At 70.2% G+C, this 26,419-nt stretch carries 27 protein-coding genes; 13 read left to right on the top strand and 14 right to left on the bottom strand.

Annotated elements, in window-relative coordinates:
- Positions 1-18 precede the first annotated feature (18 nt).
- Positions 19-804, bottom strand: coding sequence for a transporter substrate-binding domain-containing protein (locus HLA95_RS05430; RefSeq protein ID WP_191060436.1), 786 nt, complete (start codon positions 802-804; stop codon positions 19-21).
- Between the two features lie 56 nt (positions 805-860).
- A complete protein-coding gene (locus HLA95_RS05425; protein WP_191060437.1) occupies positions 861-1,640 on the bottom strand; it encodes an ABC transporter ATP-binding protein in 780 nt (259 codons plus the stop codon).
- Between the two features lie 228 nt (positions 1,641-1,868).
- Here HLA95_RS05425 and HLA95_RS05420 point away from each other — a divergent pair, with 228 nt between their 5' ends.
- From HLA95_RS05420 to HLA95_RS05410, 3 genes are read left to right on the top strand one after another with little or no spacing between them, the layout of a single operon-like run.
- A complete protein-coding gene (locus HLA95_RS05420; RefSeq protein ID WP_191060438.1) occupies positions 1,869-2,342 on the top strand; it encodes an Hsp20 family protein in 474 nt (157 codons plus the stop codon).
- Positions 2,343-2,384: 42 nt separating this feature from the next.
- Entirely contained in the window at positions 2,385-2,912 is a 528-nt protein-coding gene (locus HLA95_RS05415; RefSeq protein WP_191060439.1) for an Hsp20/alpha crystallin family protein, read from the top strand.
- A 56-nt stretch (positions 2,913-2,968) separates the two neighbouring features.
- On the top strand, positions 2,969-3,451 hold the full coding sequence (locus HLA95_RS05410; RefSeq protein WP_191060441.1) for a hypothetical protein: 483 nt from the start codon (positions 2,969-2,971) through the stop codon (positions 3,449-3,451).
- On the opposite strand, the gene HLA95_RS05405 is transcribed toward HLA95_RS05410, so the two are convergent.
- Entirely contained in the window at positions 3,448-5,136 is a 1,689-nt protein-coding gene (locus HLA95_RS05405) for an adenylate/guanylate cyclase domain-containing protein (protein WP_222182719.1), read from the bottom strand. The two genes, HLA95_RS05410 and HLA95_RS05405, sit on opposite strands and share 4 nt — an antisense overlap.
- Before the next feature lie 76 nt (positions 5,137-5,212).
- Between HLA95_RS05405 and hutI the strand changes: the two genes are divergently transcribed.
- Entirely contained in the window at positions 5,213-6,448 is a 1,236-nt protein-coding gene (hutI, locus tag HLA95_RS05400; protein ID WP_222182717.1) for an imidazolonepropionase, read from the top strand.
- On the opposite strand, the gene HLA95_RS05395 is transcribed toward hutI, so the two are convergent.
- Positions 6,419-7,006: a glutathione peroxidase gene (locus tag HLA95_RS05395; protein WP_191062468.1), complete on the bottom strand. Its 588-nt coding sequence runs from the start codon at positions 7,004-7,006 to the stop codon at positions 6,419-6,421. The genes hutI and HLA95_RS05395 overlap by 30 nt on opposite strands.
- 19 nt (positions 7,007-7,025) lie before the next feature.
- Positions 7,026-7,196, bottom strand: coding sequence for a hypothetical protein (locus tag HLA95_RS05390; RefSeq protein WP_191062467.1), 171 nt, complete (start codon positions 7,194-7,196; stop codon positions 7,026-7,028).
- A 62-nt stretch (positions 7,197-7,258) separates the two neighbouring features.
- On the opposite strand from HLA95_RS05390, the gene HLA95_RS05385 reads away from it, so the two are divergent.
- A complete protein-coding gene (locus tag HLA95_RS05385) occupies positions 7,259-8,362 on the top strand; it encodes a glycosyltransferase (protein ID WP_222182716.1) in 1,104 nt (367 codons plus the stop codon).
- Positions 8,363-8,486: 124 nt separating this feature from the next.
- Entirely contained in the window at positions 8,487-9,962 is a 1,476-nt protein-coding gene (wbaP, locus tag HLA95_RS05380) for an undecaprenyl-phosphate galactose phosphotransferase WbaP (RefSeq protein ID WP_222182715.1), read from the top strand.
- 18 nt (positions 9,963-9,980) lie between these two features.
- Here wbaP and HLA95_RS05375 read toward each other — a convergent pair whose 3' ends face one another.
- Positions 9,981-11,105, bottom strand: a complete 1,125-nt coding sequence (locus HLA95_RS05375) for a M24 family metallopeptidase (protein ID WP_222182714.1) — start codon at positions 11,103-11,105, stop codon at positions 9,981-9,983.
- 80 nt (positions 11,106-11,185) lie between these two features.
- On the bottom strand, positions 11,186-12,382 hold the full coding sequence (locus tag HLA95_RS05370) for a substrate-binding domain-containing protein (RefSeq protein ID WP_191059590.1): 1,197 nt from the start codon (positions 12,380-12,382) through the stop codon (positions 11,186-11,188).
- 155 nt (positions 12,383-12,537) lie between these two features.
- On the opposite strand from HLA95_RS05370, the gene HLA95_RS05365 reads away from it, so the two are divergent.
- The 4 genes from HLA95_RS05365 to HLA95_RS05350 are packed head-to-tail and all read left to right on the top strand — an operon-like array spanning position 12,538 to position 15,933.
- Positions 12,538-13,278: an ATP-binding cassette domain-containing protein gene (locus HLA95_RS05365; RefSeq protein WP_191059591.1), complete on the top strand. Its 741-nt coding sequence runs from the start codon at positions 12,538-12,540 to the stop codon at positions 13,276-13,278.
- Positions 13,271-14,026, top strand: coding sequence for an ATP-binding cassette domain-containing protein (locus tag HLA95_RS05360; protein WP_191059592.1), 756 nt, complete (start codon positions 13,271-13,273; stop codon positions 14,024-14,026). The genes HLA95_RS05365 and HLA95_RS05360 overlap by 8 nt, the downstream gene beginning before the upstream one ends.
- Positions 14,027-14,977: an ABC transporter permease gene (locus HLA95_RS05355; RefSeq protein ID WP_191059593.1), complete on the top strand. Its 951-nt coding sequence runs from the start codon at positions 14,027-14,029 to the stop codon at positions 14,975-14,977. It begins immediately after the preceding gene.
- The gene (locus HLA95_RS05350; RefSeq protein ID WP_191059594.1) at positions 14,974-15,933 is read left to right on the top strand and encodes an ABC transporter permease; all 960 of its coding nucleotides are present in this window, start codon (positions 14,974-14,976) and stop codon (positions 15,931-15,933) included. The genes HLA95_RS05355 and HLA95_RS05350 overlap by 4 nt, the downstream gene beginning before the upstream one ends.
- A 52-nt stretch (positions 15,934-15,985) precedes the next feature.
- Here the strand turns inward: HLA95_RS05350 and HLA95_RS05345 are convergent, their stop codons facing one another.
- Both HLA95_RS05345 and HLA95_RS05340 read right to left on the bottom strand, forming a co-directional pair.
- On the bottom strand, positions 15,986-16,780 hold the full coding sequence (locus tag HLA95_RS05345) for a CE1 family esterase (protein ID WP_191059595.1): 795 nt from the start codon (positions 16,778-16,780) through the stop codon (positions 15,986-15,988).
- Positions 16,777-17,670 (bottom strand): phytanoyl-CoA dioxygenase family protein, encoded by an 894-nt coding sequence (locus HLA95_RS05340; RefSeq protein ID WP_222182713.1) that lies wholly within the window; start codon positions 17,668-17,670, stop codon positions 16,777-16,779. Before HLA95_RS05340 ends, HLA95_RS05345 begins: the two co-directional genes overlap by 4 nt.
- A 50-nt stretch (positions 17,671-17,720) precedes the next feature.
- Between HLA95_RS05340 and HLA95_RS05335 the strand changes: the two genes are divergently transcribed.
- The 3 genes from HLA95_RS05335 (at position 17,721) to HLA95_RS05325 (ending at position 21,594) form a co-directional block, all read left to right on the top strand.
- Positions 17,721-18,779, top strand: coding sequence for a LacI family DNA-binding transcriptional regulator (locus tag HLA95_RS05335; RefSeq protein WP_191059596.1), 1,059 nt, complete (start codon positions 17,721-17,723; stop codon positions 18,777-18,779).
- A gap of 86 nt (positions 18,780-18,865) precedes the next feature.
- Positions 18,866-20,071 carry an endonuclease/exonuclease/phosphatase family protein gene (locus HLA95_RS05330; RefSeq protein ID WP_222182712.1) on the top strand — a complete coding sequence of 402 codons (1,206 nt, stop codon included), beginning with the start codon at positions 18,866-18,868 and terminating at the stop codon, positions 20,069-20,071.
- 260 nt (positions 20,072-20,331) lie between these two features.
- A complete protein-coding gene (locus HLA95_RS05325) occupies positions 20,332-21,594 on the top strand; it encodes an exonuclease/endonuclease/phosphatase family protein (RefSeq protein ID WP_222182711.1) in 1,263 nt (420 codons plus the stop codon).
- Between the two features lie 4 nt (positions 21,595-21,598).
- Here the strand turns inward: HLA95_RS05325 and HLA95_RS05320 are convergent, their stop codons facing one another.
- The 5 genes from HLA95_RS05320 to HLA95_RS05300 form a co-directional block, all read right to left on the bottom strand.
- A complete protein-coding gene (locus HLA95_RS05320; RefSeq protein WP_191060106.1) occupies positions 21,599-23,044 on the bottom strand; it encodes an adenylate/guanylate cyclase domain-containing protein in 1,446 nt (481 codons plus the stop codon).
- A gap of 127 nt (positions 23,045-23,171) precedes the next feature.
- Complete coding sequence (locus tag HLA95_RS05315) at positions 23,172-23,597, bottom strand: hypothetical protein (protein ID WP_222182710.1); 426 nt, start codon at positions 23,595-23,597, stop codon at positions 23,172-23,174.
- A 99-nt stretch (positions 23,598-23,696) separates the two neighbouring features.
- Positions 23,697-24,329 carry an MT-A70 family methyltransferase gene (locus HLA95_RS05310; RefSeq protein ID WP_191060104.1) on the bottom strand — a complete coding sequence of 211 codons (633 nt, stop codon included), beginning with the start codon at positions 24,327-24,329 and terminating at the stop codon, positions 23,697-23,699.
- Positions 24,326-25,468 carry a Gfo/Idh/MocA family protein gene (locus HLA95_RS05305; protein ID WP_191060103.1) on the bottom strand — a complete coding sequence of 381 codons (1,143 nt, stop codon included), beginning with the start codon at positions 25,466-25,468 and terminating at the stop codon, positions 24,326-24,328. The genes HLA95_RS05310 and HLA95_RS05305 overlap by 4 nt, the downstream gene beginning before the upstream one ends.
- Complete coding sequence (locus HLA95_RS05300; RefSeq protein WP_191060102.1) at positions 25,465-26,418, bottom strand: hydroxyacid dehydrogenase; 954 nt, start codon at positions 26,416-26,418, stop codon at positions 25,465-25,467. The genes HLA95_RS05305 and HLA95_RS05300 overlap by 4 nt, the downstream gene beginning before the upstream one ends.
- Between the last annotated feature and the right edge of the window lies 1 nt (position 26,419).

Genomic DNA, 26,419 nt, shown 5'->3' with positions numbered 1-26,419 from the left:
GTTCTGCCAGGGGCAGCTTCAGTTCCCGTACGGGTCGAACGAGAAATACTTGTTGGCGATCTGCATGTAGGTGCCGTCCTCGCGCATGGCGACGATCGCCTCGTCGATGCGCGCCTTCAGCGCCGGGTCGTCCTGCGGCAGGATCACGCCGATCCCCTCGCCGAACCAGCGCCGGTCGTTGTAGGCCGGGCCGGTGAACTCCAGCTTCTTGCCGTACTTGCCCTTGATCGCGGTCTGGTCGAGCGCCCAGGCATCGGCCAGGATGACGTCGACCTGCTCCTTCATCAGCGCGTCGACCATCTGCGGCAGGGTCTTGAACCGTGCGATCTTGGCGGATGCGGTGAACTCGGAGGTCACGAACTGGTCGTGGGTGGTGTTCGCCTGCACGCCGATCGTCTTGCCGCGCAGCGCCTTCCAGATCCCTTCCACCGAATCGCCCTTGCGGCGCACGAACATGGCGGGCGTGTGGTAGTAGCGCTGGCTGAACGCGATGCCGCGCCGGCGCCGGCCGTCGGTGATCGAGGTGGAAGCGACCACGATATCGGCACGCTGCGACTTCACCGCGTCCAGGATCTGGTCCCAGGTGAACTGCACCTTGGTGCACTTGGCCGCGAGCCGCTTGCAGATCTCGTCGGCCATCTCGATGTCGAAGCCGGACAGCCGGCCCTTCTTGTCGACCATGCTGTAGGGCGGGTAGCTCCCGTCGACCGCGACCCGCAGGATGGCCTGGGGCTGAGCGAAGGCAGTGGCCGAAAAGGCCAGGCCGAGAGCCACGACGAACGCAGCGATGGTTGGTCGGCGCATGAGCGAAACCCGCTAACTGGTTGAGTATGCAGCGATGCCCCGATCGGGCATCCGGGTCAACCCTTCAGCTTGCCCGACAGGAACTGCCGAACCCGCTCAGACCTTGGTGCGCCGAAGAATTGGTCGGGCGGCCCCTGATCTTCGATGCGTCCCTGATGCAGAAAGATCACATGGTCGGCCACCTCGCGGGCAAAGCCCATCTCGTGGGTGACCACGATCATGGTGCGCCCTTCCACCGCCAGATCGCGCATCACCCGCAGCACCTCGCCGACCAGCTCCGGGTCCAGCGCCGAGGTCGGCTCGTCGAACAGGAGCACGTCCGGCTCCATGGCGAGCGCCCGGGCGATCGCGGCACGCTGCTGCTGCCCGCCCGAGAGATGGGCGGGATAGGCATCGCGCTTGTCCCAGATGCCGACCTTGTTCAGGAGCGCCTCCGCCCTGGCCAGCGCCTCGGCCCGCGAGAGCTTGAGGACGTGGACCGGCGCCTCGATCACGTTGTCGAGGATGGTCATGTGCGACCACAGGTTGAACTGCTGGAACACCATGCCAAGGCGGGTACGCAGCCGCTCGACCTGCCGGCGATCAGCCGCCTTGAGCTTGCCCGCGCGGTCCGGGACGAGACGCATCTCCTCGCCCGCCACCACGACCCGCCCCTGGTCCGGCATCTCAAGCAGGTTCAGGCAGCGCAGGAAGGTGCTCTTGCCCGATCCGGACGAACCCAGCATCGCGATCACGTCGCCCTTGTCGGCGGTCACCGAGACGCCCTTGAGGACTTCGAGGGAGCCGAAGGTCTTGTGGATGTCGTCGGCGACCAGGGCGTGTGCGGGTCCGCTCATCGACGGGTTGTCACCTTTCTCGATGCTGCCAGCAGGTTTGGTGGGCGGGGGTGGCGGCGTCAAGCCGTTCGCCCGGAAGCGATCGTCATGCGCCTCGGTAACCTCTTGAAAACGATAGGAGAACGCCCAGATCGATGGGTGCCGGCCGCCCATGCGGGGCTGGCAGATCCAAGGGCGCCCGAACCTGGGCGCCTCTCGTACCCATGTTGCTCAGTGGAGGATATGGCTATGAGAACAGCACTCGACTTCACGCCACTCTTCCGGTCGACCATCGGCTTCGACCGGGTCTTCGATCTGCTCGACCGGGCCAGCCGCCTGCAGGCGATCGACAACTGGCCGCCATACGACATCGTCAAGACCGGCGAGGATGCCTACCGCATCAGCATGGCGGTGGCCGGGTTCTCGAAGGACGAACTCGACCTGACCCAGGAGCCGAACCTCCTGGTCGTCAGCGGTGCGAAGCCCGGCCCGGATGACGGGCAGTACCTGCATCGCGGGATTGCCGGCCGCACCTTCCAGCGTCGCTTTGAGCTGGCCGACCATGTCAAGGTGAAGGCGGCGACCCTGGAGAACGGCCTGCTCACGATCGAGCTCGTCCGCGAGCTGCCCGATGCGATGAAGCCGCGGCGGATCGAGATCGGGAGCGAGGCACTGCCGAGACCTGAGCCCATGCAGATCGAGAACCAGAGTAAGGCAGCCTGACGCCTGACCTGCTTCCTGCTGCCAAAGCTGAGGAGAAGAGCCATGAACATGCGCGATCTCATCCCCTGGGGCCGCACCATGAGCCAGGCCCCGACCCTCTACCGCGACCAGGAGCAGAACCCGTTCGTCACGCTGCACCGGGAGATGAACCGGCTGTTCGACGAGGCCTTCCGTGGCCTCGACCTGCCGCGTTCGTTCGGCCGGATGCAGGGCTGGGCCACGACCTGGCCGAGCGTGGAGGTCTCGGAAACCGACCGTGACATCCGGGTGGTGGCCGAGATTCCCGGTCTCGAGGAGAAGGACATCGAGGTCCTGCTCGACGGCGACATGCTGACCCTGCGCGGTGAGAAGCGCTCGGAGACCGAGGACAAGGAGCGCCAGTTCAGCGAGCGCTACTATGGCCGGTTCGAGCGCCGGATCCCGCTGGGATACGAGGTCGAGGAGGACAAGGTGAGCGCCAGCTTCAGGAACGGCCTGCTCACCGTCACCCTGCCGAAGTCTGTCCAGGCGCAGGCGAAGACCAGGCGGATCGCCATCAACGCGGCATCCGAGGGCGAGACCAGGCATTGATGGCCAGTCGGGCGCGGCGGCAGCCGCGCCCGCACCTTCTTCGGGAGGAGCCAGCCATGGAGACCCAAGTCACCGACGATCCGTTCCAACCGAATAGCAAGCGTCGACCTTTCCCGCCTGGCACGGTCGCACGGATCTTCCAGCCGCTCCCGCCACGTCCGGCACCGGTTCACCCCGGCCGGCAGCGCTGGCATCTCGTGCTGGAGCACCCATCTGCCGGCGACGGGGGCGACGACACCGCTCCCGAACCCCTGGCCCAGGTCGAGCTGACCTTTCCCACGCTCCCCTCGGCGACCGCCTATGCGGAGCGTCAGGGCCTGCCATATCTGGTCGAGGATCATCCCCGGGCCGGCAACGCCCGGACGATCCGCTTCGCCAGTGACACGCTGCAACAGTCCTTCCAGGACGCCCTTTCCACCTATCTCCTGCTCGCCTGGTGGGACGCGCAGTACGGGCGGGGCGCCATGCCGGATCTTCCTGGCCTGGAGGAAATCGGGGCAGCCCCGACCGTGCCGGAAGCGCAGCCGGCCTTCGCCTAGGCGCTGGCCAGATCCGTCTGGCGCAGTTCGGCCAGCCTCGGCACCGCCACCACCGGCAGGGACCGGCGGCGGCCGCGCAGCTCGAGCGGGACCGGGGCGCTCGGCGGCTCCAGCCCGGCCAGGCGGAACACCTCCGCGGAGATCACCGCCTCGGCCGACAGCTCCTTGCAGGCGGTCTCCAGCCGGCTCGCGACGTTGACCACGTCGCCGATCGCGGTGAGGCCCGCCGCATGACCCCAGCCGAGCTGGCCCACGATGGCGCTGCCGGCATGGATGCCCACCCCCATCCGGAGCGTCGCCTGCCCCAGCTCGCCGCGCATCTCGTGGGAAAGCTGGCTCAGGCCCGCGGCCATTGCCTGGGCCGCCTTCAGCGCACTGCGCGCTCCTTCCTCCGGCCCGTGGTCCAGCCCGAACAGGGCCATAACGCCGTCGCCGATGAACTTGTCGACCCGGCCGCCGGCCTGCTCGATCGTCTGGCCGGACAGTGCGAACCAGCGGTTCAGCAGGAACACCACGTCATAGGGCAGCCGGTGCTCGGCAAGCATGGTGAAGCCGCGCAGGTCGGCGAACAGCACGACCAGCTCGCGCTCCACGCCGTGCCTGGGGAACATCGGCCGGCTGACCTCCTCGGCAGCGTGGCCGGCCGCGACCAGCGGGGTCACCTGCAGCGCATGGGTCGGCCGGAGCTGGCAGGCGAGGCGCACGTCGGGCCTGGCCTGGATCCGGCGCAGCACCCGCTCCTCCTGGGCCGACGGCGGCGGCAGGTGGTCGCTGCCCCGGCCGACCCGGACCCGGCAGGTCGAGCAGCGCCCGCGCCCGCCGCATACCGAGGCGTGGGGCAGCCGCGCCAGCTCGGCCGCCTCCAGCACGGAGGTGCCGCGCGGGACCCGCACCAGCAAATTGCCCGGGAACTCGATCGCGACCGGCCCGGTGCGCGCCACGATCGCCTGACGCGCCAGCCGTAGGAGGAACAGGAGCGCGATCGTGCCGTAGAACAGGAGGAGCAGCCGGCTTTCCAGGACATAGATCCAGGCGCGCTCGGCCGGCTCCGGCCAGTTTTCGGCAGCCGCCAGCGCCGCGATCCAGGCGGGATCGGACGCCGCCCTGGCCGCCAGCTCGCGCGCACCGTTCAGCATGCCGAAGAAGGCCAGCGTGGGCAGCAGCACGGCCAGCGTGAGCAGGAGCGGCGCAGCACCCCTGAACCAGGGCTCCAGCTTCAGGCGGTGGTACATCCCGATGCAGCCATGGCCCCAGACCACCAGCATCAGCTCCGTCTGCCGCTGCATCCCGCCCGGCCAGATCAGGTTGAGCAGGTAGGCGTAGCTGTCATCGAGCCCCTGGACCTGGTGCAGCACGCCGGTGCCGAGCACGTGGATGGTCAGGTAGTAGGGGATGAGCAGGCCCAGGCCCACCTGCAGCCAGTCCAGGGGCGGCAGGCGGAGCGTGCGCCGCTGGAACAGCCGGACGATCGCAACGGCCGGGTGGAGCAGCAGTGCCGCCAGCAGGACGAGCTCGACCGGCGAGCGCCAGAACGCGACGAACACCGCGCGGCCGGCTTCCATGGCATCGAGCGAGACCAGCCCCAGCGCATGGTTGAGCAGATGGGTGGTGGCGAACAGGAACAGGAACGCGCCCGACCACAGGCGCAGGGTCGCAAGGCCGATCCGCCGCTTGTCCGCCCCCATGATCGCGCCCGGTTTGGCCAGCCTTGGAACTTCCTGCTAGGGAGCATTCCGGGAGAGCAGCGGCCGGAGCCGGCAGATGGAACGCTTCGACCGGATATGGGTGAACGTGCAGCTCGCGACCATGGTACCGGGGGCACCGGATCGTGGCGAGATCCGGGACGGCGCCCTGGCGGTACGGGATGGCAGGATCGCCTGGCTGGGGCCGCGCGCCCAGTTGCCGGGCGAGGCCGTGGAGATCCATGACGGTGCCGGCGGCTGGATCCTGCCGGGGCTGATCGACTGCCATACCCACCTGGTGTTCGCCGGCGAGCGCTGCGGCGAGTTCGAGGAGCGGCTGGAAGGCGTCCCCTATGCCGAGATCGCCAGGCGGGGCGGCGGGATCCGGCGCACGGTAGACGGCACCCGCGCCGCGTCGGAGGAGGAGCTGCACCGCCTGGCCCGTGCCCGCCTCCATCGTCTTGTCGATGAAGGGGTGACCACGGTCGAGATCAAGTCGGGCTACGGGCTCGACATCGAGACCGAGCTTCGGATGCTGCGGGTGGCGCGCGCGCTCGGCCGGGACCGCGACGTCTCGGTGGCGACCAGCTTCCTCGGCGCCCATGCCTTCCCGGCCGAACTGGACCGGGCCGCCTATGTCGACCTGGTCTGCGGACCGATGCTGGACCTTGTGGCGGAAGAGGGTCTGGCCGACGCGGTAGATGCGTTCTGCGAGACGATCGCGTTCTCGCCTGAGGAAACCGAACGGGTGTTCCAGGCGGCAAAGGCCAAGGGCCTGCCGGTCAAGCTTCATGCCGACCAGATCTCCGACAGTGGCGGTGCGGCGCTGGCGGCCCGCTACGGTGCGCTCTCCTGCGATCATGTCGAGTACACGAGCGAGGCGGGCGTGCGGGCCATGGCAGCGGCCGGCACGGTCGCGGTCCTGCTGCCGGGCGCCTTCTACCTGCTGCGCGAGCGGCAGCGCCCGCCGGTCGAGCTGCTCCGCCGCTTTGCTGTGCCGATGGCGGTCGCGACGGATGCCAATCCCGGCAGCTCGCCTTTGCTCTCGCCGCTGCTCGCCATGAACCTGGCCTGCGTCCTGTTCGGGCTCACCCCGTACGAGGCGCTGCTGGGCATGACCGCCCATGCCGCGCGGGCGCTGGGCCTGGCGGCCGATCGCGGCACGCTGGAGGTCGGCAAGCGCGCCGACTTCTGCCTGTGGCGGATCAGCCGGCCGGCCGAGCTCTGCTACTGGATGGGCTTCGGCAGCGGGCTGCTGGCCGAGCGGGTCGTGGCGGGCCGGCCCTCAGCTCCCGCCGGGCCTGCCCTCGCCTGAGCCTGCGAGTGCCGCCTGAATGGCCGCCTGGACTTCCGGGGCATCGGGCTCGGTGCGGCTGGGCCAGGCGGCGACCGGCTGGCCGTCCCGGCCGATCAGGATCTTGTGGAAGTTCCACTTGGGCTCCGCCGAGGGGCCCAGCCGTGCCAGCAGCCACTGATAGAGCGGGTGCGCCTCAGGCCCGCGCACGTGCTCCTTCTCGGTCATTGGGAAATCGACCGCGAAGTTCACCTCGCAGAACTGCTTGATCTCGCCGCTCTCGCCATATTCCTGGCCGCCGAAGTCGCCGGACGGCACGCCCAGCACGACCAGGCCAGCGTCACGGTTGGCCGCCCACGCCTTTTGCAGCCCCTCGAACTGGTAGGCGAACCCGCACATCGAGGCGGTATTGACCAGCAGCACCGGCTGGCCGGCAAAGCGCTGCATCGGCAGGTCGCCGCCCTCCAGTGCCTTGAAGCCGAAGTCCCAGGCACTTTCTTCCGCGGCACGGGCAGTGCCGATGAGCGGCCACGCCAGCACTGCGGCCGCCAGAAAGACTCGAAGAAGAAGCCGGTCCATTGCTGTTCCTCCCATGGCCCTAGCCCATGAAGAACGCGGCCAGCGCCAGGACGATCCCCAGCCCGATCAGACCCAGCGCCACCCTGCTGGTCAACTCCCGGGTCCGCGGGCTCATCCGGAACACGGTGGGCGACAGCCAGACCAGCAGGGCCAGGGACGCGATCAGCGGAAAGATCTGTTCCAGCCCCATCCCGTGCTCCGACTCTTGACCTCCGCCCCACCATGCCGCTCCCAGGGGGCGGGGGACAAGCGATGCGGGTCTTGCAGTTCGTGGCGGATGGCCGGCCAGGGGGTGGCACTAGCGTGGTGCTGGACCTGTGCCTGGGCCTGCGCGCCCGCCACGGCATCGAGAGCATCGTCGCGAGTGCGCCGGACAGTTATGCGCTGGCGACCGCTTCGGCCGCAGGCTTGGCGGCTCGCCCGCTCGATCTGTGGCGCTCCCGGCTGGACCGGAGCGCGCCGGTGCGGCTGCGCCGGCTGATCGACGAGGTGCGCCCCGATCTGGTTCATGCCCATGGCGGGCGCGCGGGCCTGGCGATCGCCCGGGCTTCGGGACCCGTCCCCTTCGTCTACACGGTGCATGGCTATCATTTCGCCACCAAGCCCTGGCCGCAGCGGCTGGCCGGCGCGCTGGCGGAACGGGTGACCGGCAGCCGTGCCGCGGCGATCGTCTGGGTGTGCGCGGCGGACCGCCAACTGGCAGGGCGGTGGCGGCTGGACCCGGGCCGGCCCGCGGACGGCGTCATCCATAACGGCCTGGATCTGGCGGCCCTGCCCGAGCGGGGCACCCTTGAGCCGGGATTGATCGCGTTCCTGGGCCGGCTGGTCCCGCAGAAGAATCCGCTGCTCGCGGTGGACGTCCTGGCCTATCCGGCGCTGCGGGATGCGCGGCTGGTCATGATCGGCGGCGGGCCGCTGGAGGATGCCGTTCGCGCGCGCGCCCGCGCTCTGGGCGTGGCGGAGCGGGTGCGGATCACCGGCGCCCTCCAGCGCGACCAGGCCCTGGACGAACTCCGCCGGGCAGCCGCCCTGGTGCTGCCGTCGCTCTGGGAGGGCCTGCCCCTGGCGCTGGCGGAGGCCATGGCGATCGGGGTGCCGGTCGTGGCGTCGGCGGTGCGCGGGGTGCCGGAACTGGTGGAGCATGGCGTGTCCGGCCTCCTGCGCCGGGATCCGCACGACGTCCCGGGCTTTGCCCAGGACCTGGCGAGGCTCCTGGGCGATCCGCCGTTCGCGGCCGAGTTGGTGGACGGGGCGCGCCGTGCGGTGGCGCGGATCGCCCGCCTGGACGGGATGGTGGATGCGCATGCCGGGCTTTATCGGAGCGTATGCAACCGCGCCACGGCTTCGCCGTTCTAGGTGCCGTGGCAGTTCAGAATGCTGGCGCCAACGGCGTGCGCGCTCTAACAGAGCCTTCATTGATGCTTGCTACCGGTGTCAAAGGTCGTTGCCGCGGCCCGGTACCGGCGGGTGAATGAACGGTATGGCGTCTACGCTCGAACGGTTCGAAGTCGCGGCACGTGCTCGCCGGTCTGCCCGGGAAGCCTGGTTCTTCCCGCTTCTCGACGCCAGTCTGTTCGCCCTCGCCTTCTGGTGCACCCGCTGGGCGGTTGCCTATTACTCGGTCGAGGAAGCTCTGCCGCCGGTCCTGCTCGGCCACATGTCGGCCGACGAGCGACCCTGGATCTATGCGGCCCTCACCCTGGTCGCGGTCGGCACCTTCTGGAAGCTCGGCCATTACGCCAGGCGACGACCGTTCTGGCTGGAGGTGGGCGACGTCCTCTCGGTCCTGGGCGTGATGGCGCTGATCGACGCCGCCAGCCTGTTCCTGTCGCGCACCGAGATGTCGCGCCACTGGTTCCTGGCGAACTGGGGCTTTCTGGTGATCGCCATCCCGCTGACCCGGATGGCCGCCAAGCACGCGCTGATGGCACTCGGCGCCTGGCGCCGGCCGACCGTGATCGTCGGCATCGGCCCGAACGCGGTGGATGCCGCCGCGGCGCTGCAGTCCGAGCCGATGCTGGGCTTCGAGCCGATCGCCTTCCTGGTGCCGCCCGGCTCGGACGCGCCGCGCTACCTCAAGGTCGAGGAGGAGGAGCTCCCGGTCCTCAACACCCTGCCCTGGCCGAGCCTCCTGCCGCCGGAGCTGGGCACGCCGCACGTGGTGATTGCATTAGAGCTGGGCGAGGCCGACCGGCACACCAGCCTGGTCGAGCAGATCGCGCTGGCGTCCCGCTCGGTGGACATCGTGTCGCCGATCCGCGGCCTGCCGGTGGCGACCGCCAGCGTCACCCATTTCTTCAGCCACGACGTGCTGGCCCTGCGCCTGCACAACAACCTGGCGAGTGCCTGGAACCGCGGGGTCAAGCGCGCCTTCGACCTGGTGATGGCCAGCCTCCTGCTGGTCGTGCTTTCCCCGCTGTTCGCCTGGATCGCGCTCAGGGTCCGCGACACCGGCCGGGGCGTGGTGTTCGGCCATCGCCGGATCGGCCGGCGCGGCGAGCCATTCACCTGCTACAAATTCCGCACCATGGTGCCGGATGCCGAGGAGAAGCTGCGCGAGCTGCTGGAGCGCGACCCGGACCGCCGGCGGGAATGGGAGGAGCGGCACAAGCTGGAAAGCGATCCGCGCATCACGCCGATCGGCCGCTTCCTGCGCCAGACCAGCCTGGACGAGCTGCCCCAGCTCTGGAACGTGCTGCGCGGCGACATGAGCCTGGTGGGGCCGCGCCCGGTCGTGTCGGAAGAGCTGGCCCGCTACGGCGACAATCTCCCCTACTACTTCGAATGCACCCCCGGCCTGACCGGGCTCTGGCAGGTCAGCGGCCGCAACGACGTCGACTATCGCCGCCGGGTCCATCTGGACTGCTGGTACGTGAAGAACTGGTCGCTGTGGTACGACCTGGTCATCCTGCTCAAGACCATCCCGATCGTGGTGCTGGGGCGCGGCGCCTACTGACCTCCGGCCCGGCCACGCTCAGCCGGCGACCGCCATCACCTGGTCGAACGCGGCCAGTGGCTCGCAGCCGGTGGCGGTGACCCGCAGCATGAACTCCGAGCGCACCCCGCCGATTTCAGGGTCATAGGCCCCGGGCTCCACCAGCACGACCATGTCCTCCTGGAACGCGCTGGTCTCGTAGGGCACCAAGCGCGGGAACTCGTGGACCGCGGTGCCGATCGAATGCCCGGTATGGTGCGGGTAGGCGAAGCCCGTCTTGGCGACATGGGCGCGGATCTCGGCATCGAACCGGTCGATGCGCAGGCCTGGGCGGATCAGCGACATGGCCAGGTCGAGCGCACCCCTGGACGCTTGGTACAGGCGCTCGTGGCCACGGCGCGGCGTGCCCGCCACCGTCACCTGGCAGGAATCACCCCAGTAGCCGGCGATCCTGGGGGCGAGGTCGGCCATCACCGGATCGCCTAGCTCGATCACGCGGGCATTGGGCCAGCCGGTGAACGCCGCGGTCCGGGCCACCCCGGATATGAAGTCGCCGGTGATCGGCACGCGCTCGCCGGCGAATTCCTCGATCGCGCAGCGCAGCTCGGCGAACACGGCGAGTTCGCTGCGACTGGGCCGCAATGCCCGGACGAACGCGGCCTGGCCCACCGCCGCGGCCTCCGCCGAGCGGCGCAGGGCCACGATCTCCGCGGCGGTCTTGGTGGCCCGTGCCCGTGCCAGGGACATCATCGCGTCCAGCCCGGGATCGGCCGGCAGGATCTCGGCCAGCCGGGCGGGGAAGGTCACCGGATCGGCGGCGATCCGCCCCCGCACGCCCAGCCGGCGCACGAGTTCGGCCACCGCTGTCTGATAGTTCTGCGGATAGGGGGCCGGCTGCTCGAAGCCGTAGCCCTCGTAAACGACGGTCTGGTCGACCCAGGCACGCGCCGCGGCACCAGCCTCGACATTGGCGACGACCAAGCCGGCCGTGCCGTCGCGGCCGACCAGAGCGAGCGTCGGGCCACCGGCAAAGGGCGAAGGCCCGGCCTCGATCGGCACGACATGGCCGGTGGCATAGGCGACCGCATCCGGTGCGGTCAGGACCAGCCAGTCCGCCCCGGCCTCGGCCACTGCCGCAGCGCTACGCTGGAGCCGCTCGTCCATCCCTCTTCTCCCGTCGATTCTCCCGCAGTCTCGCCGGGTTTGCGGCAGGAGGCCAGGCTCCCGCCGCCGTCAGCCCTCGCTCAGCCGCACGGGTCCGGCGTGGTGGCGAAGTCGTAGCCGGGCGTGCCGGCACCCTTGCGGAAATAGCCGTCCATCATCGTCTCGCTGATCGGGTCGGCCGGCGGGATCGGGAAGATCGAGCCGGACTCCACGGTCATGCAGGGGGCGGCCCACTTGCCGAGATCCTCCTGCTTGATCTCCGGGACCGGCACAATGATCGTGTTCACGATCGGCTGCTGGCCTTCGAGCAGGCGCACCGCCGCGCGATAGGTGTTGTGCGAGGCCACGGTCGGCAGGATGGCGCCGCCGTAGAACTTGAACGTGTCCTGGTGCTCCTTCCAGTAGCCCAGCGCATCGCCCGACATGGAGCCGGTGATCAGCGGCACCGGCCGGCCGGCCTCCTCGAACGCCTCGGCGATCACCCGGGTCTCGCTGCCGGTGGTCCAGACCGCGTCGATAGGCGACGGGTTGGTGGCCAGGAACTGCAGCACCACGCTCTTGGTGACGTTCGCCGTCCAGTTGCCGCTGACCCGGCCCAGGATGGTGATGTCGGGATGCTCGGCAAAGGCGCGCTCGCCGCCGGAATTCTCCTGGGCGACGATCGGGCTGCCCGGGATGCCCTCGACCTCCAGCACGTTGCCCGGGCCGTTCAGGTAGGCGGCGATGCCCTTGCCCATGTTGTAGCCCCAGACATTGTGATTGTGCTGGATGTTCAGGGCATAGGGGCTGGTGACGGCACTGGCGGTGGTCACTACGGGGATGCCGGCCTTGTAGGCGGCTTCAATTACGTCGTTCAGCGCCGTGGACGAGCCGGCGATCATGGTGATGACGCTGCAGCCCTTGTCGATGAAGGCGCGGACCTGGGCGATCTGCTGGGTCACGTCGCCGTTGGAGTCCGACATCTCGAACTCGGAGACCAGGCCCTCGGCCTTGGCGTTCTCGACCAGCCGCTTCAGCTCGTTGGCGGCGCTGACCCGCCAGGGGTTGCCCATGTAGGATTCGGAGTGGCACCAGCGCCAGGGTTTGGCCGGCATCTGGAAGTCGTCATAGGCGGATGGGCCCACCGGGATGCCGTCGGTGTAGAGGGCCTGCAGCTCCTCCGGCAGGTCGGCCAGCGACTGCGCCGCGGCACCGCCCGCCATGCCCGCCGTCAGGGCCAGCCCCGCCAATCCCCCCAGTGCCGCAAGCCAGGTGCGGCGCGCGCCATGTGCCGTCATGTGCTCCTTGCTCCCCCTCGCCGGCCTCGTTGCTGGGCCGGCATTCTTCATATGTAAACGATACCAGGGCGACCTTGCGCGGGCCAGCGCAAACCGTTACGGCCGGAAGGGCGACCGGAGCCAGATAGAGCGACGGCGAGAAGCGGGGGTGGGCGATGCTGACGCTGTCCGGCGTCACCAAGCGCTATGGCGAGACGCTGGCGCTGGTCGAGGCGGACCTCGCCTTCACCCCTGGCCATGTCCACACGATCCTGGGCGAGAACGGGTCGGGCAAGAGCACGCTGGTCAAGCTGCTTTCCGGCGTGGTGGCGCCCACCGCCGGCGAGATCCGCCTGGACGGCCAGCCACTGCGCCTGACCGGCCCGGCGGACGCGCAGCGCCACGGCATCGCCACCGTGTTCCAGGAAGTGCTGCTGGCGCCTGAGCGCAGTGTGCTCGAGAACATCTTCATGGGCTATGACGGCCTGCTCACCTACCGGCTGAGCCGGGCAGAGCGGCAGGCCAAGGCCGCCCAGATCCTGGCCCACGTGTCGCGTACGCCCATGGACCTCGACCAGCCGGCCGGCGAGGCGGCCCTGGCCCAGCAGCAGCTCATCGTGCTGGCAAGGGCACTGGTGCGCGACCCGCGTATCCTGATCCTGGACGAGGTGACCGCCGCCCTGGACTTCGGCGATCGCGACGTCCTGTTCGACGCGGTCCGCAGCTTTGTCGCAGAAGGCCGGCTGGTGATCTTCATCTCGCACCGGATGGACGAGGTCCGCCGCCTGTCCGACCGGGTCACCGTGCTGCGCAGCGGCCGGGTGGTGGAGACGCTGGCCGGGGCGGAGATCACCGGTGCCCGGCTGCTCGCCCTGATGCTGCCCGACACCCGCATCCCGGTGCATCACCATGACTGACGGGCAGGCGATCCTGGCGGCACAGGGCATCCGGCTGGCGCCGGGTGCGTCGCCCATCGACTTCGCGATCAGGCCGGGCGAGATCGTCGGGCTGGCCGGGCTCGAGGGGCACGGCCAGGACATGTTCATCCAGGCGCTGTGCGGCCTGCACCGGCCGGAAGCCGGCGAGATCCGCCTGCAGGGCAAGGACGGCCACACCGTCCAGGTGACGGAGTTCGCCAAGGCCGCCGCACAGGGGCTGGCCTACCTGCCGCGTGACCGCCGGACTACCGGCGTGCTGGGCGGGCTGTCAGTGTTCGACAATTTCGCGATCGCCGCCCTGCCCGACCATCAGCGCTTCGGCATCGTCGACCGCCCCCGGCTGCGGGAGAAGCTCGCCCACTTCACCCGTGAGCTCGGCATGGTCTACCGCTCGCCCCATGCCTCCATCGGCACCCTGTCCGGCGGCAACCAGCAGAAGGTGCTGCTGGCCCGCTGGCTCGCCCGCGAGCCCCGGGTGATGCTGATGAACGATCCCACCCGCGGCGTCGATCTCGGCACGCGCATGAAGCTCTACGAGGTGTTCCGCAGGCTGGCCGCCGACCAGGGCATCCCGCTCGTGATCCTGTCCAGCGAGATCGAGGAGATCCTCCAGCTCTGCCATCGCGTGCTGGTGTTCCGCGAGGCCCGGCTGTTCGCCGAGCTGGACCGCGATGCCATGACCATGGACCGGGTGATCGCCGCGATGTTCGGCCAGGAGGCCGCCTGAATGTCCCGCTGGCTTGCCGGCCGCGCCTATCTTCGCCTGGCCGCCGGCCTGTTCGTCGTCCTGCTGGCGGTCAACATCGCCCTGAACCCTGTGCGGTTCGCGCCCACCAGCCTGGGCGTGACGATCGGCCTGGCCTCCGGCCTGGTCCTGGCCGCGATCGCCTCCATGCCGCCGATCCTGGCGGGGCGCGGCGGCATCGACATCTCGGTGGGCCCGCTCATGGGCCTGGTCAACGTGGTGGTAGTGCGCTGGCTCGTGGAAGGGCTGGGCATCGAATCCCCGTTCCTGATCGTGCCCCTGGTCCTGCTGCTGGGCCTCCTGTCGGGTGCCTTGAACGGCCTGCTCGCGACCGTGCTGCGCATCCAGCCGATCGTCGCCACGCTCGGGACCTCCCTGTTCTATGCCGGCATCACGCTCACCATCGTGCCCTCGCCGGCCGGCACCGTGCCCGGCTGGATCAAGGCGCTGGCCGGGCCGACCTCGATCCTGCCGCTGGCAGCCGTGGCGCTGCTCTGGCTGCTGATCAAGCGGCTGCCCTTCTACGAGCAGCTCCTGTGCGTGGGCAGCGATGATCGCGCCGCCTACACGGCCGGCATCCCGGTCACCCTGGTCCGCTTTCTGGCCTATGTCCTGGCCGGCCTGATCGCCGCGGTGGGCGGCCTGTGCCTCACCGGCCTGATCGGCTCGGCCGACCCGAACATCGCGGGCACCTACACGCTGCTCGCGATCTCCGCGGTGGCGCTGGGCGGGGTCAGCCTGGCCGGCGGGCGCGGCGGGCTGGTCGCCGCTGTGCTGGGTGCCGCGGACATCTTCCTGCTGCAGACCGCGCTGACCTTCTTCAACGTGTCGACCTTCGTCCTGCAGATCGTCTATGGCACGGTGCTGACCGTGGCGGTGGTGCTCAACGCCGACCGCCTGCGCCAGCTCCTGCGCGGCCGGAGGCATACATGAGCGCCGCCCTCGCCCGGATCCCGCGCCCGGTGGCGGCACTGCTGCTGGCGCTGGCCATCCACCTGATCGGCATGGCGTTGATCCGCGGCTTCGGCACCATGTTCGGCATCCGCGCCATGCTGGTGCTGGCCACGCTCCTGGCGATCGCCGCGATCGGCCAGACGCTGGTGATCATCATCGGCGGCATCGACCTCTCGATCCCGTTCGTGATCGGCTTCGCCAATGTCACCGCCGCCCAGCTCTACGGCGACGGCGTGCCGTTCGCCGTGGTGCTGCCGCTGGTCCTGGCCGTGGCCATGGCGATCGGTGCCTTCAACGGCATGGTCTCCGCCAGTCTGGCGATCCACCCGCTGATCGTGACCCTCGGCACCGGCACCGCCCTACAAGGTGCCGTCCAGCTATGGACGGCGGGCTTTCCGACCGGTGCCGCACCTTCCTACGTGACCAGCTTCGTCTCGATCGGCGGCAGCATCGGGCCGATCCCGGTTCCATGGCTGATTCCGGCCTTCCTGGTCTTGGCGGCAGTGGTGATCCTGGCGCTCGGCCGGACCGTGTATGGCCGGCGGCTCTATGCGCTGGGCAGCAACCCGCGCGCCGCCCGCTTGGCGCTGGTCGACCCGGTACGCACCTGGACGATCACCTTCGCGCTGAGTGCCGGCTTCGCGGCGCTCACCGGCGTCCTCCTGCTGGGCTTCTCCGGTGCCGCCTATGCACGGGTGGGCGAGCCCTACCTGTTCCAGACCATCGCCGCGGTGGTGATTGGCGGCACCACGCTGATCGGCGGCCGGGGCGGCTATCTCGGCACGATCGCCGGCGCGCTCTGCCTGATCGAGCTCACCACCGTGCTGGTCGGGCTGGGGCTCAGACCGCCGCTGGTCCAGGCCACGCTCGGGGTGACCATCGTGGCGCTGGTCGCGATCTATGGCCGCGAGGCCCATGTCCGCGAGCTGATCTGACGCTATCCGGAGGTTCCGCCCGACCGGCGCGGCAGGGCCAGGAACCAGTCGATCACCAGCTGTGCCCAGCCATCGGGGATGGCGTGCCCGCCCGGGTGCAGCGCCAGTTCCACCGTGCCCGCCCGGCAGCCGATCCAGCGCTTGCGCCAGAACGGTCGGCCGTGGCGGGGACCTCGGCCGGACCGTCACAGCCATCCACCCTGCGCCATAGGGCGAGCCCCGCGAAGATGTCGGCCTGGGCCAGCGCACCGCCGCGCAGCACGCGGCCTTCCAGCGGCACGGTGGCATCGGCGAAGCCATGAGTGTGCAGGAGCCGGACCGGCCCCATGCAGGTGGTGGGCTGCTTCTGCCAGAACCCGCCGGCCACCGGGGCATAGGCCAGGGCCATCGCGGGCTCCTGGCAGGCGATGTCCCACGCCATCGACGCGCCCCGGGAGAAGCCGCTCAGTAGCACCCGGCCGCGGTCCAGGCCGAAGCGGCGGGCGGCGTCGTCCAGGACGCGGCCGACGAACGCCCGGTCGTCGCGCGGATGGGGCTGGCCGTCTCCCACTGACCAGTCGGTCCTGCCGCCGGGCCTGGACTGAAGCCCCTGCGGTGCGATTACCACGAAGCCGCGCGCCAGGAATTCCTGCGAGAAGCCGGCCTGCAGCACCGCGGCGGCATTCCCGCCCCAGCCGTGCAGGTGGAGCAGCACCGGCGGCGGGCCGTCCTGCCCGGCCAGAGGCAGCAGCATCAGGTAGCTGCCACCCTCGACCTCGCAAGGTTTGGCACCACCCGGACAGGCGGACGCCGTGCCGGACCACGCGAGCCAGCCGAGCATGACCAGCAGGCGCAGTGCTCCGGTCACGCCGCCCGGGTGTCGGCCTTGCCGAAGAAGCTGGTCTTCAGCCCGCGCTGGTTCTCATAGATCGAGCCCTGGCTCCTGGCCGGGGGCAGCGGCAGACGGACCGGCACGTCGGCCAGGCGCGGTGCGATCGGATCAGTCTGCCCCGTCAGCATCAGCGCCTCCCAGGCCTCCCAGTCCATCTGGTTGCCGGCGCACAGGGGCCAGGCGTCGGCGGCGCGGTACTGGAACAGGAGGAGCCGCCGCATCCGGTCCGAGGTGTTCAGCGCCGAGCCGTGGATCGTGCGGGCATGGTGGATGGAGATGCTGCCGGCCGGGCCGATGCAGGGCACGGCCTGGTCGAACGGGATGTCCGAGCCGGTGGGGTCGATCGCCCCGCAGAAATACCCGTCCGCATGATGGTCGTAGACCTTGCCCTTGTGGCTGCCGGGGATGCAGAGCAGCGGCCCGTTCTCGATGGCGCAGTCGTCCATCATCACGCCCACCGCGCACAGGTCGTCGTTGGTGTGCGGATAGAACGCCCAGTCCTGGTGCCACTCGACCGCGGCACCATAGCCGGCCGCCTTCATGTTCAGCTTGGACGCGTCGAACCGGATCGCCGGCGCCACCAGGTCCTGCAGGATGCCGAGGATGGTCGGATGGCGCATCACCTGGTCGTAGATCGGCGCCTGCAGGTGCGGGGTCTTGATCCGCCGGACCCGCGGCTCCTCGGGCGAGTGGCTGGGCTCCAGGTCATAGAGGTCGTCATGTGCCGTCACGCCACGCGCCTTCTCGACCAGCTCCTCGGTGACCCGGCGCAGCTCCGCCACCTCGTCCGCCGACAGCACGTCCTTGACAACCAGGAACCCGTCCCGCTCGTAGGCGGCAATCTGCTCGCTGCTCAGCACGGCCATGTCCTGCCTCTCCCGATCTTGGTCGCTCACGCAACTGGCCGAGCCTGCGCTTGGCGGATGAAAACGTCAACATCCCGTCAGGGGAACCGGCGGCCGGCCGTCGCCGTCCGACGATCCGCGAGGTGGCACGCCAGGCCGGGGTGTCGACCGTCACCGTGTCCCGGGTCTGCAACGAGCCGGACAAGGTGGTGCCCGCGACCCGCGCCCGCGTCGAGGCGGCCATGCGCAGCCTGGGCTATATCCCGAACCTGGCGGCGCGCGCGATGCGCACCCAGGCGACCCGTACCATCGGCATCCTGATCCCGAGCCTCACTGCCTATCCCAACGCGGCGGTGGCCCAGGCGGCGGCCGACCGGCTGGCGGAGCGCGGCTATGCCATGCTGCTCGCCAGCAGCGACCAGCAGGTCCAGCGTGAATGCGCGGCCCTCGACCTGCTGCGCACCCGCCAGGTCGACGGGATCATCCTCTACGTGTCCGACCAGACCGACCCGCAGATCCAGGCGGGGCTCAGCCGGGCCGACGTCCCGCTGGTGCTGCTCGACCGGGACCTGCCGGTCAGTGCCGACCGGGTCTGCACCGATCATGCAGCGGCAATGACCACCTTGGTGGCCCGGCTGGCGCTGCTGGGCCACCGCCGCTTGGCACTGGTCCAGCAGACCCTGGCGATCCGGCCGACCCTGGAGCGGCGCCGGCACTTCCTGGCGGCAGGACTGGCCGCCGGGCTCGAACCGGCCGGACTGCTCCCGGTCGGCTTGGTGCCAGGCCAGGACGTAGCGGCCGAACTCGGCCGGCTGCTCGACGACGGCAACCGGCCCAGCGCCGTGATCGCGGAGGGCAGCCGGCTGCTGCTGGCGCTCCTGCGCGCCTGTCGGGAACGGGGACTGACCGTGCCGGAGGACCTGTCGCTCGCAGCGCTCGATGCCGAGGACGTGGCGATGGCGGCGAGCCCCGAGGTGAGTTCGGTGGTGCGCGACTTTGGTGCGATCGGTCGTGCGGCTGCGGACATGATGCTGGCCCGCCTCGCCGATCCTGCCTCGCCGCCAGGGACGGTCGAGCTGCCGAGCCGGTTCGTGGACCGGGCCAGCTTGGCCTCGCCTGCTCGCGGGTGAGGCGGCCTCCTTCAGCCCGGCTTGACCGCGCGCGCCCGGCGGGGCCATCTGCTGATGCTGCCATGACCAGTTCCGGGAATCTCGCCATGAGTCCGAGCCGCTTCCTGACCGGTCTGGCCACCGCCCTGCTCCTGGCACTCGGCAGTTCACAGGCCCATGCCCAGGCGCGCCCGGTCGGCGAGATCCTGGTGATGACCCAGAACCAGTATATCGGCGCCGACCTCGCGACCCTGTCCGGCGCCGGCTCGCCGTCGGAGCTGAACGAGGCGGTGCTGGAGCTCCTCCGTCAGGCGGCGGCGAGCCCGTTCCCGCCCCGCGCCGAGCGGCAGGCTGCCCAGATCCAGGCGCGGCGGCCGGAGCTGGTCGGCCTGCAGGAAGTCTTCCACTTGAGCTGCCGCGAGCTGCCGCCCAGGCCCGGTGCCTGCACCGAGCCCACCATCGCCGCCGCGTTCGGCGACCACCTCCGCACGACGCTCGCGGCACTGGAGGCCAACGGCGGCGGCTACGAGGTGGCGGCGCGGGTCGTGAACTTCGACCTGCGCGAGGCCCTGTCGGAGCTGCCCGGGATCGGGCTGCTGCGCGGCCTGCCGTTCACGATCGACGGCAAGCTGGGCCTGCTTTCCGCCTACGACCAGGACGTGATCCTGCGTCGCCGGGACATCGCGACCAGCCCGGTGGTCTTCCCCGGCTGCCGCCGCTCCGCCCAGGGCTGCAACTATCGCACCGAGGCGAGCATCCCCCTGCCGCTGCCGGGCAATCTCGGCCGGATCGGCTTCCGGCGCGGCTTCGTCGGTGTGGACACGGTGATCCTCGGGCGCAGCTATCGGTTCGTGAACACCCATCTGGAGGTCGCAACGCTGGGCGATGGTCCGGCCGGCTCTGCCGCCGTCCAGTCGGCCCAGGCGGCTGAGCTTCTGGGCGCGCTGAACACGGCCCCGCGCGCGCAGGCTGGACCCACCATCGTGGTGGGCGACTTCAATTCCGGTCCGGCCGACCAGCGGCCGGCACCGATCGTCTCGCCCTACCGCCGCTTCACGGCCGCCGGCTTCCTGGACAGCTGGGCGGCGGGCTTCCCCCAGGCCCGGGGCTTCACCTGCTGCCAGGCCGCCGATCTGCGCAACCCGAGCTCGATCCTGTCCGAGCGGATCGATCAGATCTTCGTGAGCCGGCCGGCCCTGGTGCGCGCGGTGCGGCTGGACGGCAACCAGCCTGCGGCGAGAACCGCGCCGGTGAACGGCGTGCGGCTGTGGCCTTCGGACCATGCCGGCGTGGCGGCCTGGCTGCGATTCTGAGCGGCTGGGCGCAAAGAGGCCTGATCGATTGCATGGTGTTCGTTAACGAACGCATGATATGTTGGCCAGAGAACGGTTCCGGCGGAAGGGGCGGGGCCGTTTCCCGGACCAGCGCAGGATATCTTTCGATGTATGGCACACTGCCACCGCGGCCCGTATTGCCCTTCCACCGGTTGATCTTCGTCACTTTCCCGCTCGTCATGGCCGGCTAGATTATTACATGTGGCTGGTTGAGCGGACCTGATTACAGGCTCGAACGAATGGTTCACGTCGCTTGCCGGATATTCCGGCTGATCCTGCCCTGCCCGTCGCGCGCCAGCACGGGCGCCATGGCCCTCTGCCTGTCGTGGATCCTCCTGGCCGCGACCGGTGCGCTCGCTGCCGATCGCCCGGACCTGCGCCGCTGGCCGGGCGAGATCGACGTCATGACCCAGAACCAGTACCCGGGCGGTGATGTCGAGGGGCTGCTCGACGCGGCGGCGGCCGGCGATCCCGGCGAGGCGGCGGTGGCACTGCTCCGCCAGGTGGCCGAGAACTATTTCCCGCGTCGGGCCGAGCGTCAGGCGGCCGAGATCGTGCGCCGGCGCGCCGACCTAGTCGCGCTCCAGGAAGTCTATCGCCTGACCTGCCAGGACCTGCCGCCCGTGCCCGGTGCCTGCCGCGACCCGGCGATCGCCCGGGCGTTCGGCGACCAGCTCGACGCGACGCTCGCCACGTTGCGCGATCGCGGCGCCGACTACCGGGTCGCCGCCAGCGTGATCGACCTGGACCTGCGCGAGATCGAGACGGCGCTGCCGGGCGTCGGTCGGCTGCGCGGCATCCCGTTCACGATCGACGGCAAGCGCGGCCTGCTCGGCGGCTATGGCCGCAACGTGATCCTGCGCCAGGTCGGGGTGGAGACGCGGCCTCTCGAGTTCGCCGGCTGTCTGCGCTCGGAGGATGGCTGCCGCTATCGGGCCGACCCACCGCGCCCCTTGCCGGGCCTGGGCAAGGCCGCCCGCCTGACGGCGCGGCACGGCTTCGTCGGCGTCGAGACCACCATTCGCGGGCGCAGCTTCCGCTTCGTCACCACCCGGCTGGCACGCGGCACCGAGCACGCGCCGGCCCAGGCCGCCGAGCTGGTCGCGGCGCTGGCCGCAGCTTCCGGGCCGGCCACGTCGCCGGTGATCCTGGCCGGCGAGTTCAGCGAGGGGCCGGATGCCTATGGCCGGGCGCCCGAGGGCAGCGCATACCAGGTGCTCACCGGGGCCGGGCTGGTCGATGCCTGGAAGCTCCGCTACGGCAGCCTGCCGGGTACGACCTGCTGCCAGTCGGCGAACCTGCGCAACCCGCAGTCGGAGCTGGCCCAGCGGGTCGACCTGATCTTCGTCCAGGAGCCGATCCAGCCACGCCAGCTGCGGGTGGTGGGTGCGGAGGCCGCGAGCAGGACCTGGCCGCTCGACGGCTGGCGGCTGTGGCCGTCCGACCATGCCGGGGTGAGCGCGCGGCTGGGCCTCAACGTGGCGCTGCCGGCAGCCGAGTGACGCGTCAGGCCGGCTCCGCCGGGCTTGGCAGGCACACCAGGCTCATCGGCTGCTCGATCCCCTGGAACCGCGCGACCTCATGCTGTGCCGGCTGGCCGTCCAGCAGCTTCTGCACGCCCGGATAGCTCCACACGTCCTCGGTGAGCCAGATCTCGCCGGCCCCGGCCATCTCCTGGACCCGCGAGGCGATGTTCACGGTATGGCCGAAATAATCGAGCTGGTCGTTCAGCGTGACCGCGATGGCGGCACCGTGGTGGATGCCGATCTTGACCGCGACCGCCCGGTCCGACTGGCCGGCGCTGAACCGCCGGATCGCCTCGCGCATCTCCAAGGCTGCCGCCACGGCCTGGGCGGCGTCCGGATAGACCGCCATCACCGCGTCGCCGATCGTCTTCACGATCGCCCCGCCATGCTGGCGCGTGGCCTCGCGCAGCCGGTCGAAATGCTGCTGCACCAGCTCGAACGCGTTCAGGTCGCCGATCCGCTGGTAGAGCCGGGTCGAGCCCTTGATGTCGGTGAACAGCAGCGCCACGTCGCGGATCGCCAGGCCCTCGGCCCCGCCGATGATCTCCGAGCGGAACAGGCTGCGGAAGGTCTGGCTGGTGAGCAGGCGCTTGCCGGTCAGATAGGGCTCGAAGCGCAGGAAGCCCTGATCGTCCGCGGTACCGCCCTGCAGAATCGCCACGATGCCGCGCTCGGGCGTGTCGTTGGTGATGTCGATGGTGACCGGGCCGGGTGCTATCGCGATCTGGTCGGGTGCATAGTCCTGCCCACGCCAGGTGAGCGCGATGCGTTGCGGCGCTGCAGCCGGTCGGCCCTCCACCCGGATGACGAACCCGGCATCCGCGTCGCGGCTCAGCCCGAACACCAGGCCTTCTGCCGCCTCGAAGGCGAAGCTCCGGGTCTCGCCCGGCTCCAGGAAGCCGATGCCGCGCAGCGCCTGCCGGCACGCCTCGACGAACGGCGTCCCATCCGGGGCGACGCCCTCGCGCACGCCGCGGAAGACGTAGAGATAGTCGAACGGCTCCAGCGTCTCCGGGCGATGGTAGCGGATCGTGCGGACGTTCGGCGACACGGTGAAGTACACGGCGATGAAGTCGTCCAGCGCCGCCTCGTAGTCGTGGTGGCATTCCGGGCAGCGATACCGGCTCTTGAGCGCCCGCAGATGGGCAAAGCTCTTCACCGCGCAGGCACAGCGCGGGCAGACCAGCAGCCAGTCCATCTCGAACAGGCCCAGCGCCGTCGCGTGCAGGAGCAGGTCGACCGCCTCCTCGGTGGCGACGCCGCGTTCCTTCGCGAAGGTGAGCGGGTTGACGCGGAACAGGTCCCCGTCCTCGCCGGCCGTGATCAAGGCCTCCAGACGCGACACGACCCTGGGGCTCCAGGAGCGCACTACCTCGAGTTCGCCCAGCGCCCGGTCGAGGAAGACTGCATCGACGATCCCGGCCATGCCCTGCCTCCGCGCCACGCGGCCCAGCCGCAAGGACGTGATGCTAGGAGCGAAGCCCGGCTCCGCCAACCCGCTGGGCGTATCGTTCGCCTGTCACCTGCCAGCGCCGTGCGGGAGTCCGACCGACCTAGAATAGCCGCAGCCGGTCATCGGATTCCAGCCGCTGTGCCAGCAGTTGCAGCGCACCGGCCTCCAGGGCCGCCAGTATCAGGCTTGCCCCGGGAGAGTTCCATCGCTCGGCGCGCATCAGCAGGTGCAGGTAGCGGCGCAGTTCAGAGAGCGACAGGTCGTCCAGGAGTTCCGGCCGCGCTGCAACCAGGTCCAGAAGCACGTCGTCCGGCGGGATGTCCCGGCAGACGAAGCCCAGCGCATAGGCTCCTCCCATGCACAGCTCGTATTCCGGCAGCCGATAGAAGCGATTGTGGTTGTCAGGGCCGATCCGCGCGCGCCGGACGGCTGCGTCCAGGAAGCGGATCAGCAGGGCCATGTGCCTTGCCTGCTCCTCCCGCACGGCGTGGCGGCGGCTGAACAGATGCGGCGAAAGGGTCTGCATGGGCTGCTTCCGGTCACTGGCGGCAGTCGGCAGGACCAGCCTGCCATGATTAGGCCGCCGCGGATGGGTGAAGTCGCGGCTGCCATACCGGTATGCTGCTCAGTGCTCCGGCAGTTCCTCCGCGCCCACAGGCGGCGGCTCACGCGATGGGCGGCGGCGGGTGCGCACTGGGCCCTGGTCGAACAGGCCGGCCTGGTTGCCCCAGATGTCCCAGCCCGGCCGGCTGTCCCGGCCGAACATCTCCAGATAGGGCCCGTCGCATAAGGCCTCGATCCGGTCGCGCACCTCGTCGGGCTTGCGCGAATGCTCGCGCCTCGGCGCCACCACCAGCCGCTTGACCCCGCCCGAGCGGCGCTTCGGCTTGCCGCGGGTGGCGAGCAGGCAGAGCTCGGGGTTGGCGCGGGTCCAAAAGCCCATGCCGGTGAAGAAGCCGTCCCCGGAGCGGTTCTGCTTGGTCCAGTGGAAGCCCACCGTCTTGTAGGTGAAGCCCCAGGCGCGGATCACCTCCAGGCCACGCGGCAGGAGCGGGTCGGTGATCCACATGAGCAGCACGGCGTCCTTCGCCGCCCAGTCCGCCACCGGCAGGGCGGCGATGCCGTCGATGCCGAGCGTGTCGTAATGCGCCTCGGCGCTGCGCCCCTTGCCCCGTTCCGACCAAGTGCCGAACGTCCAGGGCGGGTCGGCATAGATGGTCCGATAGCTGCCCGCCCTGGGCGGCGGGGCCAGGCTCATCGGCCGGCCGCCCGCGCCACCTCGTCGACCGATACCCATGATCCGGTTCTGGCCGACATCAGCATGGCGTCGATCACCGCCTGGATCTCCGCGGCCTCGCGGAAGTCCGGCACGAGCTGCGGCCCCTGCCCGTGCAGGCTGCGCACGATCTCCGCGACCTCGATGGTCTTGATGTCGTTGAATCCCAATTGGTGGCCAGGCGCCGGCATGAACCCGGCATAGTCCTTGTGCGCCGGGGTGGCCGGGATCTCGACCCAGCCGTCCAGCGCCGGCGTGCGGCCCGTGACATAGAGCTTCAGCTCGTTCATCCGCTCCATGTTCAGCACGAGCGCGCCCTTGGAGCCGGTCAGCTCCACCGCCTGATACATCTTGCGCCCGGTCGCGATCCAGGACGCTTCCAGCGTGCCCTTCGCCCCGCCGGCGAAGCGGACCAGCGCCCGTGCCTGGTCGTCCACCTCGACCGCCCGGCGCCCGCCCTCCCGGGTCGGCCGCTCGGCGATCACCGTGTCGAGGTCGGCGGACAGGCGCTCGATCGGCCCGACCAGATAGCGGGCGAGGCTGACGATATGGCTGCCGAGATCGGCCACGGCACCTGCCCCGCCCTTGGGGTGGAGCCGCCAGGTCCAGGGGCCGTCCGGGTCGGTCATGTAGTCCTCGGCATGGATGCCGCGGAAGTTCCAGACCTCGCCGATCTCGCCGCTCTGCACGATGTCGCGAGCCAGCTCGGTCATCGGGTTGCGCAGGTAGTTGAAGCCGACGAAGGTCGGCACGCCTGCCGCCTCCGCCTCCCTGGCCAGCGCGAACGCGGTGGCGGCGTCCGGGGCCAGGGGCTTCTCGCAGTAGAGCGGCTTCTTCGCCTGGATCACCGCCCGGCACATCGGCGCGTGGAGGAGGTTCGGCGTGGTGACGTCGACCAGATCCACCTCGGGATCGTCCACCAGGGCCTGCCAGTCGGCAGTGGCGCGGGCAAAGCCGAAGCCCTGCGCGGCCCGGCTGGCGGTCGCCTCGTCGACATCGGCCAGCAGCGCCAGGTGCGGGGTGACCGGCAAAGGAAAGGTCGCCGCCGCGGCACGCCAGGCCAGCGCATGGCTGCGGCCCATGAAGCCGCTGCCGATCAGGCCGACATTGAGTCGCTTCATGCCAGCACCTCCCGGTTGACCACCACGGCCGGGTCCAGCCGCCCCTCCAGCCCCGCCACGACATTGGCCGCCGATTCCACCGCCATCCGCACCATCGCTTCCTGCGTGACCCCGGCGACATGGGCCGTCACCAGGGCGTCGGGCAGGCCGAACAGCGGATGGTCCTCTGCCGGCGGCTCGCGGTCGAACACATCCAGCCCGGCACCGCGCAGCCGGCCCTCCTTCAGGGCCTGGACCAGTGCCTGTTCGTCGACGATCCCGCCGCGCGCGGTGTTCACCAGGATCGCACCCGGCTTCATCCGCGCCAGCATCCGCGCATCGAACAGATTCACGGTGGCCGCCGTGCGCGGCACGTGCAGGCTTACCACATCGGCCTCGGCCACCGCCGGCTCCAGCTCGTCCGCCTTGCTGCAGCCGGGCAGGGCCGGCGCGAACGGGTCGAACACGGTGACGTCCATGGCGAACGCCAGCGCCCGCTGCGCCAGCTCCCGGCCGATCCGCCCGCCGCCCACCAGCAGCAGCCGCTTGCCGTTCAGCTCGATCGCATGGTTGCCGTGCCGCCAGCCCCAGTCGCCGGCGCGCAGCGTCTGGTCATGCTCGCGGCCGCGCTTGGCCAGCTCCAGCATCATCCAGAACGCGTGCTCGGCGACCGAGATCGCATTGGCGGTGGCGGCGATCGCGAGCGGGATGCGGCGCCCGGTCAGGTAGCCGACGTCCAGATTGTCGTAACCGACCCCGTGCCGGGAGACGACCTGGAGGCCCGGTGCTGCGTCCAGGAGGTCCGGCGGCATCGGCATGGTCCGCACCAGCAGGCCGTTCGCCTCCGGCAGCCGGACGCGCACCGCTTCGGGATCGGGCTCCTCGATCATCTCGAAGGTGACGCCCGGTGCAGCGCGCAGCACCGCCAGCCCGGCCTCGACCACCCGGCCCACCACCAGGACGTGCGGCATC

The sequence above is a fragment of the Geminicoccus harenae genome, assembly GCF_019800005.1.
Lineage (GTDB): Bacteria > Pseudomonadota > Alphaproteobacteria > Geminicoccales > Geminicoccaceae > Geminicoccus > Geminicoccus harenae.
The sequence above is the reverse complement of the archived record's forward strand: the minus strand, read 5'-3'. Positions and strand labels throughout refer to the sequence as shown.